Raw genomic sequence first — 13051 nt, 5'->3', positions numbered from 1 at the left:
CTAGAACGTGTTTCAAGAATCTGGAAGGGCTTCCTGCACCCAGTCGCGGTCGCCGTACGGGTCCTGTCGGCGCGTCAGGCCCGTCAGAAGGCCGGACATCGTCTCGGCCGCGTCGACCGACGCCCGCGCACAGCAGTTGTTGAACAGGACGTGGACCTGTTCCGCGCGCTGTGCGAGGGCGCGGATACGCGGGACCCAGCCCCTCAGTTCGTCGCGGGTGTAGTGGTGCCGGTACTTGCTCTCCTTGGTGCCGGCGCCCCAGTGCGGGCTGCGTCCGTGGAACCGCACGACGGCGAGCCCGGGCGCCGTCGCCTCCGCGACGGGCGGCACCGAGTCGGGCAGTCCCTGGAGCGTGTCGACGGCCACCAGCGGTATGCCCCGGTCGCGCAGAAAACGCGTCGTCTCGGCGACACGGTCCGGCGCGAGCCACTGGGGGTGCCTGAACTCGACGGCGATCGGCCCCCCGGTTCGTTCCGCGCACTCCTCTATGTACTCCTGCGCACGGGCTCCCGGGCGGAACCAGGGGGAGAACTGGAACAGCACGCTGCCCAGCCGGCCGGCGTCACGCAGAGGCGCGACGCCGACCCGGAACCTCTCCCACAGTTCTTCCACCGCGCTCGGCGGCATCCCTGACCTGCGTACCCACGCGGCCGGTTCGAGGCCCGTCGGCCGCAGCGCCGCCGGCAGCGCGCCCACCCGGGCGCCGTGCCCGGTGAGGAGGGCGAACGCCTTCACGTCGAAGAGGAAGCCCTCGGGGGTGCGTTCGGCCCACAGGGCGCTGACCCGCTCGGCGGGCAGCGCGTAGAAGGTGCTGTCCGCCTCGACCACGGGGAACCGGGAGGCGTAGTGCCGCAGCCGCCCCTCGGCTCCCCTGGCCCCCGGCGGATACCAGCCGCTGGACACCAGCGCGGGATCGGTCCACGAGCAGGTGCCGACGAGGATGTCTCCCATGGTCAGTCGGTGGACAGGGCCTCCAGAAGCTCACCGACCCGTGGTTCGGGCAGCGCCCTGGCCACGTCGGCCTGGGCGATCATGCCGACCAGGCGGTGGTCGTCGATGACGGGGAGCCTGCGCACCTTGTGGCGCGTCATCGTACGGAGCACCTGCTCGACGTCGTCGTCCGCGCGTACGAACACCGCCTCGCCCCGGGCGAGTTCGGCGGCCTTCGTCGTGTTCGGGTCCTTGCCCGCGCCGAGTGCCCGCACCACGATGTCGCGGTCGGTGACCATGCCCCTGAGCTTGTCGTCGGCCCCCCAGACGGGCAGCGCACCCACACCGAGCCGCGTCATCAACCGGGCGGCGTCCGCGAGGGTTTCCTGCTCGCCCACGCACTCCGCGCCCTTGGACATGATCTGGCGTGCGGTGGTCATCGTCCCTCCCGAAGTGGATGTGACGGTCTGTTCGCTGCAGTCCGTCGGGTGCCCGGACGACGGGCGGGCAACCGTCCTGCGGCGATGACTGGTGTCGCACCAGGGATAGCGGCGGCTGCGCCGGCACGTGCAGACGGCCACCATGAACCGGTCGGAGCGGGCGGTCGTGCCGTCCGCCAGCGTGATCTCCACCGGCCCCTCGACGAGCACCGGCCCCTGGGGGTCGACGACGACCCGCCGGGCCGGGGGCGCGTCCCGCGTCTCGGACTGCTCAGGTGCGCCGGGCACGGATCACCACCAGCTCCTCTTTCGTCTCTCCCGGGTCGACCAGCCCCTGGGTCTCCAGCCACGCGGCGTGCCGCCGCATCACCGGGCCGTACGGCACGGTCTCCCGGGCCACGGGTTCGGCCCGCAGCCCCTGGGCGGTCAGGGCGTCCACGGTGGCGCCCACGCCGCACAGCGCCGACTGCACGAGAAGGATCACGCCGCCCGGCCTCAGCAGCGGCGGCGCCTGTACGCACAGCCGGTCCAGCACCGCCCGCCCGTCCGCGCCCGCCCACCAGGTCAGGTCGGCGCTCCTCGCCGGCACGTCGCCGGGCGAGGCGACGTACGGTGGATTGGAAAGGATCAAATCGAAGCTCTCCCCCGCGAACGAGGTCAGCAGGTCCCCGCGGCGTACACGGATCGGATGTCCCCGCAGCCGGGCGTTCAGCCGGGCGGCGAGGACGGCTCTGCGCGACAGGTCGGTGGCGGTGACGCTCGCGGCACCGCATTCGGCGGCCGCCAGGGCGAGCGCACCGGTGCCGGTGCCGACGTCGAGCACGTCGGCGCCGGGCGTCCGCGGTTCCTCCCGCGTCACCCGTGCGAGCAGTTCGGTGTCTTCCAGTGGGGCGTAGACACCAGGTGGTCTGAGTAGGCGCATGGGACGGGGGTACCTCAAAGTGCCCTGGTCATAACGGCCCCTGCCGTAAGGAGCAGCAAATGAGGGATGTCCCCGACCGCCCCTTTTCGTACTGGATGGAATACGGCGACGCCGAGGCACACCCCCCGCCGCCCGACGGGCTCGACGTGGACGTGGCGGTGATCGGTGGAGGCATCGCCGGGATCTGCACGGCCTGGGAGCTCGCACGGGCCGGAAAGAACGTCGCTCTGCTGGAGGCGGGCCGCATCGCCGCGGGCGTGACGGGCAACACCACGGCCAAGCTCTCGGCCCTGCACGGGCTCGCCTACCAGCGGCTGCGCAGCACGCGCGGCAGCCAGAACGCGGCCCTGTACGCGCGCTCGCAGCAGGACGCCATCGGCCACGTGGTGGCCGTGTGCGAGGAGCTGGGGATCGACTGCGACCTGGAACGCACGCCCGCGTTCACGTACGCCGAGGCGCCCTCGGAGGCGTCCACGGTCGAGGCGGAGGCGGAGGCGGCGCGCGCCGCCGGGCTGCCCGCGTCGTTCGTCAAGGAGACGGGGCTGCCGTTCCCCGTCGCGGGCGCGGTACGCGTCGAGGAACAGGCCCAGTTCCATCCGCGCAAGTACCTGTACGCCCTCGCCGCCGACCTGGAGCGGCGCGGCGGGCAGATCTTCGAGGGGGCCAGGGTCGTCGGGCTGCGCGAGGGCGAGCCGTGCCGGCTGACCATCGAGGACGGGCGCACGGTCGTGGCCCGCGACGTCGTGGTCGCCACGCACTACCCCGTCTTCGACCGCTCGCTGCTCTTCGCCCGGCTCAAGCCGCACCGTGAGCTGGTGGTGGCCGGGGTGATCCCGGCCGCGCAGGATCCGGGGGGCATGTACCTCACGCCGGAGGGATCGACCCGTTCGGTGCGAACCGCGCCGTACGGCGAGGGGGAGCGGCTGCTCATCGTGACCGGTGAGAAGTTCACCCCGGGAGCGGGCCGTGTCGAGGAACGGTACGAGCGGCTGGAAGAGTGGACCACGCGGCGCTTCCCCGACGTACGGCTGACGCACCGGTGGGCGGCCCAGGACAACGAACCGACGGACGGCGTACCGTTCGTCGGCGCACTCCACCCGCGCGCGCACCACGCCTACGTCGCGGCCGGCTTCAACGGCTGGGGCATGGCGAGCGGCGTGATGGCGGGGAAGCTCCTCGCCGCCCGGATCACCGGGCAGAAGCTGCCCTGGACCGACCTGTACGACCCGGTGCGCCTCCAGCCGCTCAAGGAGGCTCCGGCCCTGATGCGCTTCCAGGCCGCGGCGGCCGGGCACTTCGTGGGCGACCGGCTGCCGTTCGTGACGGGCAGCGGGCCCGCCTCGTCGATCGCGCCCGGCAGCGGCGCGGTGGTGCGCTGCGGCGCCCGTCACGTGGCGGTGCACCGTGACGACGCGGGTGAAGTGCACGCGCTGTCCGCCCGGTGCACGCACCTGGGCTGCCTGGTGCGGTTCAACGACGGCGAACGCACCTGGGAGTGCCCGTGCCACGGCTCCCGGTTCGGCGTCGACGGCGAGGTGCTCCAGGGACCCGCCGTACGCCCCCTGGAAAAGATCGACGACTTCGAGGACGACCACAAATGACAGCTGTCGCTGAGCTGCCCCCCTCCCGCGGGCCCCTGTCCGCGGCCGTCCGGGACATATTGCTCGGCTCTCCCCCGGACGCCGGGCCCCTGCTCGACGAGGCCGCTTCCGCCGACCCCTTCGGGGACGATCTCCAACTGGCCCTCTACCTGGCGTACGAACCGCACTACCGGGGCTTCCGGGGCGTTCCCGACACGCGGGAGTGGGACCTGGACCTGCTGCGGCTGCGCGGGGCCCTGGAGGACGCGTTCCTGGACGCGCTGCGCGCGGCGGCGGGCGGCGAGGACGACGTGGACGCCGAACTCGACGCCCTGCTCGTCGAGCCGGTCGAGGGGCACGGAGTCTCCCACGAGCTGATGCACGACGGCACCTGGGAGCGGATGCGCGAGTACCTGGCGCACCGGTCGCTCTACCAGCTGAAGGAGGCGGACCCGCAGGCGTGGGTGATTCCCCGCCTCGAGGGACAGGCGAAGGCGTCCCTGGTGGCCGTCGAGTTCGACGAGTTCGGCGCCGGACGCGGGGCGCACGTGCACGCCCGGCTGTTCGCCGACCTGATGGAGGGGGCGGGGCTGGACGCGCGCTACGGGCTGTATCTGGAGTTCGCGCCGGCCGTCACCCTCGCTCCCGTCAACGCGATGTCCCTGTTCGGCCTGCGTCGCGCCCTGCGCGGCGCCCTGGTGGGCAACTTCGCGACTCTGGAGATCACCTCGCCGCCGGGCGCGCGCCGGATGGCGAAGGCACTGGAGCGGCTGGGCGCCGGTGAGCAGTGCACACGGTTCTTCACCGAGCACGTCGAGGCCGACGCGGTGCACGAGCAGGTGATGCGCCGCGACGTGATCGGGGACCTGCTCGCCAGGGAGCCGGAGCTGGCCGGCGACGTGGCCTTCGGCATCCGGGCGAGCGTGCTGCTGGAGTCCCGCTGGGAGCAGCACGTGCTGGACGCCTGGCGGGAGGGCCGGAGCTCGCTGATGCCCGGCGCGCCGGGCATCAGCCGCCCCGCACCGCCTCGATGAGCTCCAGGGCGTGCGCCAGGCCCTTCGGCCGGTGCACGCCCTCCGTGGGACGTGTACGGCTCCAGCCGGGCCCCGCGACCAGTACGGCGGATCGGGTGCGCGCCCCCTTGATGCCCCAGGCCGTGGCCCGCAGGAGACGGGGCAGGGCGCGGTCGGCGGTGGGGCGGGTCTGGGACCACAGGACGACACCGGCGGGCCCCGTCCTGCGTACGGCCTCGGTCAGGGCGCGGGCGGGCACCGCCGCCCCGAACATCCGCACCGGCGTCCCCCGTTCGCCGAGGGCCGCCGCCAGCGCCTCCAGCGCGAGGGTGTGGCCCTCGCCGGGCGCGCAGGCGAGCAGGACGGGGCGCCCGTCCCGCACGTCCGCTCCGTCCCGCTGCTCGTGCGCGCCGTCCCGGGGGCGGCGCAGGGCGCAGGAGATGTGCCACGACAGGAGGTGCTCGGCCTCGACGTACCGCTCGGCCGCCTCATCGCCGCTCGCTGCCCAGGTGCGGCCGATGGCGCGCAGGGCCGGCGTCATCACGTCCTCCCAGGCGGCCACGAGACCGCGATCGGCGACGGCGGAGACGAGGAGTGCGTCGAGCAGGGGCGAGTCGAGCCGTACGGCGGCCCGGCACAGGCCCCGCGCGACCCTCGCCGTGTCCGCCGGGTCCGGCCCGCCCGCCGAACGGGTCCCGTCCGGCCAGGCGACGCCGCCCGCCGCCGGGCGGGGCGGCCGCGCGTCGTGCGGCGGCGTCCTGTCGCCGGTGCGCGGGCCGGGGACCGGCGCGGCAGCGGGGCGGGGCGCCGGGCAGTCCGGGCCGGCGTCCGGTGTACGGGCCAGCCTGGCGGCCTCGGCCGGGGCGACGCCCCGCGCGGTGAGCCGGCACATGCGCTCCAGTACGGCCACGTCGGCGGGCGTCCAGCGCCGGTGCCTGCCCCCTTCGCGGTCGGCGGGCCCCAGCCCGTAACGCCGGTCCCAGGACCGCAGCGTCGTCGGTGCGACGCCCAGCCGCAGGGCGAGCGCCCCGGTGGTCAGTCCGGCGTCCTGCGAAGGCTGTCGTACCACGTCCATGCACGGACGATACGACGCACGAACGACGCGAGTTGCCCGCTCCCGGCAGCCGGTCCGAGGGTGGTCACGCGAAGGACGGCGGCAGGTCCGCGGCTCCGGGGCATCCGTGCGGTCGGCCGTACGGATGCCACCGGGCGCGCCGTGCGGGGCACGCCGCCCGCAGAGGCGTCACCGGAACAGCGGCCCCGTGACGCCGAGCGGCCGCCCGGCCCGTTCCAGGGCTCCCCCCGGGGCCGGGCGGACCGCACCCGCACTCCGCCCCGCACAGGACGGCCTGTGCGGGGCGGAGTGCGTGAGTGCGGGTGTGGTGTCGGAGTGCTCTAAGGAAGCTGTGTGTCGATCGCCGCCCGGCCCTCCTTCTCCAGCCGGCGCCGCGCCCACTCCAGAGTCGCCGGGGTCACGTCGCGCCCGGAGGAGAGCACCAGGTCCTCGGGCGTCACGTCGTCGGTGGCGCCGGTGTGCAGCAGGCTGTCGGGGGTGACCTCCGACGGCTTCGGCCTCGCAACGGATTCCTCGCTCATACCGCCTCCTTGTTTCGTCGATCAGTCGGCATTCTGGTTCCCGCGTACCCGCGGCGCATCCGGTGAACATTCCGGAAACCGGGTGTTCTCCCGTTCCGGATGCGAGGGGCGGCCGCCTGCGGGAGCGTGGGCAATGTGGGGCAGCCCAATCGGGCCGAACGAGGCACGGAGCGGGACATGAGTGAAGACAACACGGTTCCTCCCGAGGACGACGGAGTGCTCGACGCGCAGGACACACTCGAGAGCGACGACCTGGAGTACGACCCGCTCGACGCGGGGCTCGCGCCCCCCGAGCACTGGTCGCCCGCGGAGTTCTTCGGCAACACGGCGGAGGAGGCGCACCGGGGCGAGTCGCTGGACCAGCTTCTCTCCGAGGAGGAGCCGGACATCGATCCGGACGCCCCCGACGACGACGAGGAGGAGGACGAACTCAAGGGCCTCGACGAGGAACTCGAAGAGCTCGGGGGCCTCGACGGGGAACTGGAAGACATGTAGCCGGGGAAACGCGGCCGGCGGCTGCGCGGACTACTGACCCCGGCCGGCCGGATCGCCCTGCCCGCTCGCATCGCCGTCGCCCTGCCCTTCCGGCCCATACCGCCGCTCGAAGCGCGCGACCCGCCCCTCCGTGTCCACGGTCCGTGCCTTGCCGGTGTAGAACGGGTGGCTCTCCGAGGAGATCTCGACATCGACGACGGGATACGTGTTGCCGTCGTCCCACTCGATGGTGTTCTCGCTGGTGGCCGTCGACCGGGTGAGGAACGCGTATCCCGCGGCCCGGTCCCGGAAGACCACCTGCTGGTAGGAGATGCTGGCGTCCGGCTTCACGGCTGGCTCCTCGCCTCGTGGTGCGGGGGAAGTACGCGCTGACGGATCGGGTGCTCTCAGGCTAAGCCGGACTGCGCCCGTCGGCATCCGTCGCCGCCGCGCCCGCGTTCTCCCGGGCCGTCGCACCCCGGAACGTGGCGCGGTAGGCGCTCGGCGACACGCCCAGGGCCGTGTGCAGATGCTGGCGAAGGGACACCGCCGTACCGAAGCCGACCGCCGTCGCCACCCGGTCGACCGGCAGGTCCGTCTCCTCCAGCAGATGGCGGGCGCGGTCGACGCGCTGCCCGGTGAGCCACTGGAGCGGCGTCTGCCCCGCCTCCTCGCAGAACCGGCGGGAGAACGTGCGTGTGCTCATCGCGGCGCGGTCGGCCAGGTCGCGCAGGCTGATGGGGCGGTCCAGGTGGTCCAGCGCCCAGGTGCGGGCGGGTTCGGTGGAGGACCGGCGCGGGGCGGTGACGGGGCGCGGGATGTACTGCGCCTGGCCGCCGTCGCGGTGCGGCGGGACGACCGTGCCGCGGGCCACCTCGTTGGCCACCTGCGATCCGTGGTCGCCGCGGATCATGTGCAGACACAGGTCGATGCCGGAGGCGACGCCCGCCGCCGTGAGGACGCCGTCCTCGTCGGTGTAGAGCACGTTCGGATCGACCCGTACGTCCGGGTGCAGCCGCTGGAGGTCGGCGGCCGAACGCCAGTGCGTCGTGGCGCGCTTCCCGTCGAGCAGCCCGGCCGCCGCGAGGACGAAGGAGCCGGTGCAGATCGAGGCGATGCGGGTCCCGGGGCGGATCCGGGCCAGTGCGCGCGCCAGGTCGGACGGCAGGTGGGGCGCCGTGCGGGGCGTGTAGTCCTCGTCGGAGGCCGGGACGATCACGGTGTCGGCCTCGGCGAGGATGTCGGTGCCGTGCGCGACACGGACGGTGACGTCGGCGTCCGTGCGGAGGTCGCCGGGCTCGGGTGTGCACGTGCGGACCTCGTAGAGGGGCTCCCCCGCCGCCGACCGGGCCTGCCCGAAGAGGCGGTGCACGATGCCCAGTTCCATGGTCACCAGCCCGTCACGGACAAGCACGGCGACGCGGTGGGGGCCTCCGGGGCCGGCGAACGCCGTCGCGGCGCGCTGGTCTGACATGGCGAGATTCTTTCACACCATGGCGATCTCGCCACTGGCGGCCGGTGCGCCGACGGGCGCAGGGTCGGACGCATGGTTCGGATCGCGGAGATTTCCAGCAAGCGTCCGCCGGTACGGGCACGGGTGCACCGCGCCTGGCTCGTCGTCGCGGTCGCCGCCCTCGCGATCGTGGTGGCCGGGGTCTTCACCACCATGGCGGGCCTGCTGACCGGCCCGCTCCACCGGGAGTTCGACTGGTCTCGCTCGGTGATCGGGCTCGGCGCGTCGGTGAACATGGTCCTCTACGGCCTGACCGCGCCCCTCGCGGCCGCCCTGATGGACCGCTTCGGCATGCGCCGGGTCGTCGGCGGCGCGCTGGGCGCCGTCGCGGCGGGCGCGCTGTTCACCGTGGTCATGACGGAGCCATGGCAGTTCGTGCTCGCCTGGGGCCTCCTCGTGGGAACGGGATGCGGGTCGATGGCGATGGCGTTCGCCGCGACCGTGACCGACCGCTGGTTCGCGCGCCGCCGGGGGCTGGTCACGGGCGTGCTCACGGCGGCCGGCGTGTCCGGGCAGTTCGCGTTCCTGCCGGCGCTGTCCTGGACGGTCGAGCGGTACGCGTGGCGGGCGGGAACCGTCACGCTCGCGGCCGCGGCGCTGGCGGCGCTGCCGCTCGTACTGCTGGTGCTGCGCGATCGTCCGAGGGATGTCGGACTACGGCCGTACGGCGTTCCCAGGAACGACACGTGTGCGTCCAGGGAACGGCCGACGAGTGCGTCCCGGGAACGGCCGACGCGCGTTCCCGGGGCGGCCCGGCGGACCGTTGACGTGCTCGCACGGTCGGCGCGCACGGGTCCGTTCTGGCTCCTGGCGGCGACGTTCGCGATCTGCGGCGCGTCGACGAACGGCGTCATGTGGACACACTTCACCCCCGCCGCCCACGACCACGGCATGCCCCCGACCGTCGCCTCCTCGCTGCTGGCCGTGATCGGCATCTTCAACATCGCGGGAACCGTGGCCTCCGGCTGGCTGACGGACCGGCTCGACCCCCGCCGGCTGCTGGCCGCGTACTACGCGCTGCGCGGCCTCACGCTCTTCGCCCTGCCCCTGCTGCTGACGGCCCGCGTGGAGACGCCCCTGGTCGCCTTCGTGGTGCTCTTCGGGCTGCTCGACGTCGCCACGGTGCCGCCCACGCTGGCCCTGTGCCGGGAGTTGTACGGCGACGACAGCGCCATCGTGTTCGGCTGGGTCGCGGCGGCCCACCAACTGGGTGCCGGGCTGGCCGCGTTCGCGGGCGGCGTGGCGCGGGACGCGTTCGGTTCGTACGACCCGCTGTGGGTCGGCGTCGGCGCGCTGTGCGGGGCGGGCGCGCTGCTGGCGCTGACGGTCGTACGGCCGGGGGCGCCGTAAGGCGCGAGTGGGTGGCGTGAGGCGCGGGAGCGGCGTGAGGACGACCCTGCCACCTACCCCGCCCGGGAAGCGGACAAGCCACGACCGGCAGAATTCAGGCAAAGGCGTTACTACATAAGGAAACTGACAGTAATCGGCCTGTACCGTGCCCGGCATGGACGGGGTCCGGGGCGCATGCTCCTTCGGGGAAGAACTGCGGCGCCTGCGGAGCGAGCGCGGCATCTCGCTCACGGCGCTGGCCCGGTCGATCCACTACAGCAAGGGCTACCTGAGCAAGATCGAGAACGGCGGCAAGCCGCCCACGCCCGACGTGGCCAGGCGCTGCGACGAGGCGCTGGAGGCGGGCGGCGCCCTGCTGCGCCTCGTCGCCGATGTGCCGCCCGCACGGCGCCCGCCGTCACCCTCACCGTCTGCGTCACCCGCACCGTCTGCGCCGGCCTCGTCGCTACACCTGCCCGACCCGGCCGACGCGGTGTGCCCGTACCGGGGTCTCGCCGCCTTCGGACCCGAGCACGCGCAGTGGTTCTTCGGCCGTGAACGGGCCACGGCCGACCTGGTGGACAGGCTCGCCGATCGGGCCGGCAGCGGGCCCCTCGCGGTGGTCGCCTCTTCGGGAGCGGGCAAGTCGTCGCTGTTGCGGGCCGGTCTGGTGCCCGCGCTGCGGCGCGGCGCGCTGCCCGTCGAGGGGTCGAGCGGCTGGCCGGTGGTGGTGTGCACGCCCACCGCGCACCCGTTGAAGGAGCTGCTGCGGTGCGTGACCGAGGCACTCGGGTCCGGGCTCGCGGTGAGCCCGGAGTCGTTGCGGGCGCGGCCGCGGGCCCTGGCCGAGGCCGTGCGGCCGGTGCTGACGACGCGCCGGCTGGTGCTGCTGGTGGACCAGTTCGAGGAGACGTTCACGCTGTGTGCGGACGAGGCGGAGCGGCGCGCGTTCGTCGCCGCGCTGTCCGCGCTCGCCACCCCCGACGCCGCGCAAGACGGGTCGCACGACGCCTCGCACCTCGAATCGCACGACGTCTCGCAAGGCGGGTCGCACGGCGAACCGCCCCCCGCCGCGGTGGTGCTGGGCGTACGGGCCGATTTCAGCGGCCGGTGCCTCGACCACCCGGAGCTGGCGGCCGTGTTCACGCACGGCCTGTTCGCGCTCGGCCCCATGACCGGCGCCGAGCTGCGCGAGTCCATCACGCTCCCCGCCCGGCGCGCGGGCCTGACCCTGGAGCCGGGCCTCGTGGGCCTGCTGCTGCGGGACGTCGGCGTGGGCGGCACCGGCCGGGGCGGCGGCCCCGAGGACCTCACGCCCGCCTCCCCCGGCGCACTGCCCCTGCTCGCCCACGCCCTGCTGGTCACCTGGCAGCAGCGCACCGACCGCACGCTGACCGTCGCGGGTTACGAGACGACCGGCGGCATCCACGGCGCCATCGCGCGCACGGCCGAGGCCGTGTTCACCCGGTTGCGCCCCGCCGAGCAGGAGATGGCGCGGCGGGTCCTGGTGCGGCTGGTGCAGGTAGGCGCGGGGGACGGTGACGACGGGGGCGGCGACGCGGCGACCCGGCGCAGGGCGAGCCGCGAGCTGCTGCTGCGGCAACTGCCCGACCGCCAGGCGGTGGAGACGGCGCTCGACGCGTTCGTCCGGGCCCGGCTCGTGACGGTGGACAGCGACGCCGTGGAGATCACCCACGAGGCGCTGCTACGGGCCTGGCCCCGGCTGCGCGGCTGGATCGGCACCAACCGGGCCGGGCTGCTCATCCACCAGCAGCTCGCCGAGGCCGCCGCCGAGTGGATGCGCGAGGACCGCGACCCCGGGCTGCTGTACCGGGGGACACGGCTCGCCACCGTGCGGGAATGGGCCGGGCAGACCGACGGACGCGCGGAACTCGGCCCGTACGAGCGCGCGTTCCTCGACGCGAGCCGGGCGCAGGAAGTGGCCGGCAAGGAGGCCCAGCGGCGCCGGATCCGCACCCACCGCAGGCTGCTGGTGCTGCTGGGGGCGCTGCTCGTGCTGGCGCTCCTCGCGGGCGGGACGGCGTTCCACCAGCGCTCCCGCGCCGTCGACGAGCGCCGGGTCGCCCAGTCCCAGGCGATGGCGGTACGGTCCGGCGCGCTGGCGTCGGGGCAGCCGGAGGAGTCGATGCGCCTGGCGGCCGAGGCGTACCGCACGGCGCCGACCACCGAGGCACGCGGCGCGCTGCTCAGTACGCAGGCGCAGCACTTCGCGGGCCGCCTCGTCGGGCACACGGGACCAGTCAACGCTGTGGCGTTCAGCCCCGGCGACGCGCTGCTGGCGTCGGCCAGTTCGGACGGCACGGTCCGGTTGTGGGGCGGGGCGGACCACCGCCGCGCGGTTGACACGCTGACAGGCCACGGCGGCCCGGTCCTCTCCGTGGCGTTCAGCCCGGACGGGCGGCTGATCGCGTCGGCGGGCACGGACGGCACCGTCCGCCTGTGGGGCGTCGCCGAGCGTCAGCCGGCCGGGACCCTGCTCGGCCACGGCGGGGCCGTACGGTCGGTCGCCTTCGGCGCGGACGGCCGCACCCTCGTGTCGGGCGGCGCGGACCGTACGGTGCGCGTCTGGGACGTGCCGCGGCGGCGTGTGCGGGCGACGCTGCGGGGCCACCGGGACAGCGTGTACGCGGTCGCCGTCAGCCCGGACGGCCGCCGCGTCGCCTCCGGCGGCGCGGACCGCACAGTCAGGCTCTGGGACGCGGCGGGGCGCGGGACGCCGTTCACGCTGCGGGGGCACAGCGACGGGGTGCTGGGGCTCGCGTTCAGCCCGGACGGTCGCAGCGTCGCTTCGGGCGGCGCGGACCGCACGGTCCGGATCTGGGACGTACGCGGCCACCGCGCCCGGGCCACCCTCACCGGGCACAGCGACGACGTCAACGCGGTGGCGTACGGCGCGGACGGGGCCACCGTCGTGAGCGCCGGCGGGGAGGGCGCGGCGAAGGTGTGGGACACGGCGAGCCACCGGGTGACCGCCACACCGGCGGGACATACCGACTACGTGCTGGGGGTCGCCGTCAGCGGCGGCAATCTCGTGGCGACGGCGGGCTTCGACCAGTCGGTGGTGCTGTGGGACCTGGACCGGTCGGCCCTGACGGCGCGCCCGTTCGCCGAGGTCTGGCAGTCGGCGGTCGCTCCGGAGGGCCGGATCGTCGCGTCGGCGAGCGTGGACCGTACGGTCAGGCTCTGGGACCCACGCCGCCACGCGCCCCCCACCGCCCTCACGGGCCACACCG

General features: G+C 74.3%; 12 protein-coding genes and 1 pseudogene. 5 read left to right on the top strand and 8 right to left on the bottom strand.

The features are described from left to right. Positions 1–12 precede the first annotated feature (12 nt). From AC07FK_RS11295 to AC07FK_RS11280, 4 genes and pseudogenes are all read right to left on the bottom strand, one after another. Positions 13–951: a DUF72 domain-containing protein gene (locus AC07FK_RS11295; RefSeq protein WP_479104601.1), complete on the bottom strand. Its 939-nt coding sequence runs from the start codon at positions 949–951 to the stop codon at positions 13–15. 2 nt (positions 952–953) lie between these two features. Beyond that, the gene (locus AC07FK_RS11290; RefSeq protein WP_479104963.1) at positions 954–1370 is read right to left on the bottom strand and encodes a CBS domain-containing protein; all 417 of its coding nucleotides are present in this window, start codon (positions 1368–1370) and stop codon (positions 954–956) included. 93 nt (positions 1371–1463) lie between these two features. Next, positions 1464–1580, bottom strand: a pseudogene (locus AC07FK_RS11285) (CDGSH iron-sulfur domain-containing protein); the annotation flags it as partial. A gap of 61 nt (positions 1581–1641) precedes the next feature. Next, positions 1642–2292, bottom strand: a complete 651-nt coding sequence (locus tag AC07FK_RS11280; RefSeq protein WP_479104599.1) for a HemK2/MTQ2 family protein methyltransferase — start codon at positions 2290–2292, stop codon at positions 1642–1644. 59 nt (positions 2293–2351) lie between these two features. Between AC07FK_RS11280 and AC07FK_RS11275 the strand changes: the two genes are divergently transcribed. After that, on the top strand, positions 2352–3893 hold the full coding sequence (locus AC07FK_RS11275) for an FAD-dependent oxidoreductase (RefSeq protein WP_479104597.1): 1542 nt from the start codon (positions 2352–2354) through the stop codon (positions 3891–3893). Continuing rightward, on the top strand, positions 3890–4906 hold the full coding sequence (locus tag AC07FK_RS11270; RefSeq protein ID WP_479104595.1) for an iron-containing redox enzyme family protein: 1017 nt from the start codon (positions 3890–3892) through the stop codon (positions 4904–4906). Before AC07FK_RS11275 ends, AC07FK_RS11270 begins: the two co-directional genes overlap by 4 nt. Here AC07FK_RS11270 and AC07FK_RS11265 read toward each other — a convergent pair. Then, complete coding sequence (locus tag AC07FK_RS11265; RefSeq protein WP_479104593.1) at positions 4881–5960, bottom strand: MerR family transcriptional regulator; 1080 nt, start codon at positions 5958–5960, stop codon at positions 4881–4883. The genes AC07FK_RS11270 and AC07FK_RS11265 overlap by 26 nt on opposite strands. A 320-nt stretch (positions 5961–6280) precedes the next feature. Then, on the bottom strand, positions 6281–6481 hold the full coding sequence (locus AC07FK_RS11260; protein WP_453405030.1) for a hypothetical protein: 201 nt from the start codon (positions 6479–6481) through the stop codon (positions 6281–6283). Positions 6482–6658: 177 nt separating this feature from the next. Here AC07FK_RS11260 and AC07FK_RS11255 point away from each other — a divergent pair, with 177 nt between their 5' ends. Continuing rightward, entirely contained in the window at positions 6659–6976 is a 318-nt protein-coding gene (locus AC07FK_RS11255) for a hypothetical protein (RefSeq protein ID WP_479104591.1), read from the top strand. Positions 6977–7006: 30 nt separating this feature from the next. Here the strand turns inward: AC07FK_RS11255 and AC07FK_RS11250 are convergent, their stop codons facing one another. Continuing rightward, positions 7007–7306 (bottom strand): type B 50S ribosomal protein L31, encoded by a 300-nt coding sequence (locus tag AC07FK_RS11250; protein ID WP_479104589.1) that lies wholly within the window; start codon positions 7304–7306, stop codon positions 7007–7009. Between the two features lie 61 nt (positions 7307–7367). Further along, entirely contained in the window at positions 7368–8429 is a 1062-nt protein-coding gene (locus tag AC07FK_RS11245; protein WP_479104587.1) for a GlxA family transcriptional regulator, read from the bottom strand. 72 nt (positions 8430–8501) lie between these two features. Between AC07FK_RS11245 and AC07FK_RS11240 the strand changes: the two genes are divergently transcribed. Further along, positions 8502–9818, top strand: coding sequence for an MFS transporter (locus AC07FK_RS11240; protein ID WP_479104585.1), 1317 nt, complete (start codon positions 8502–8504; stop codon positions 9816–9818). Between the two features lie 154 nt (positions 9819–9972). Continuing rightward, the coding region (locus AC07FK_RS11235) for an nSTAND1 domain-containing NTPase (RefSeq protein ID WP_479104583.1) at positions 9973–13051 on the top strand (3079 nt) is incomplete at its 3' end.

Source organism: Streptomyces sp. NPDC046122, from assembly GCF_056429965.1.
Note: the sequence above shows the minus strand (reverse complement) of the source record. Positions and strands in the feature narration are given on the sequence as shown.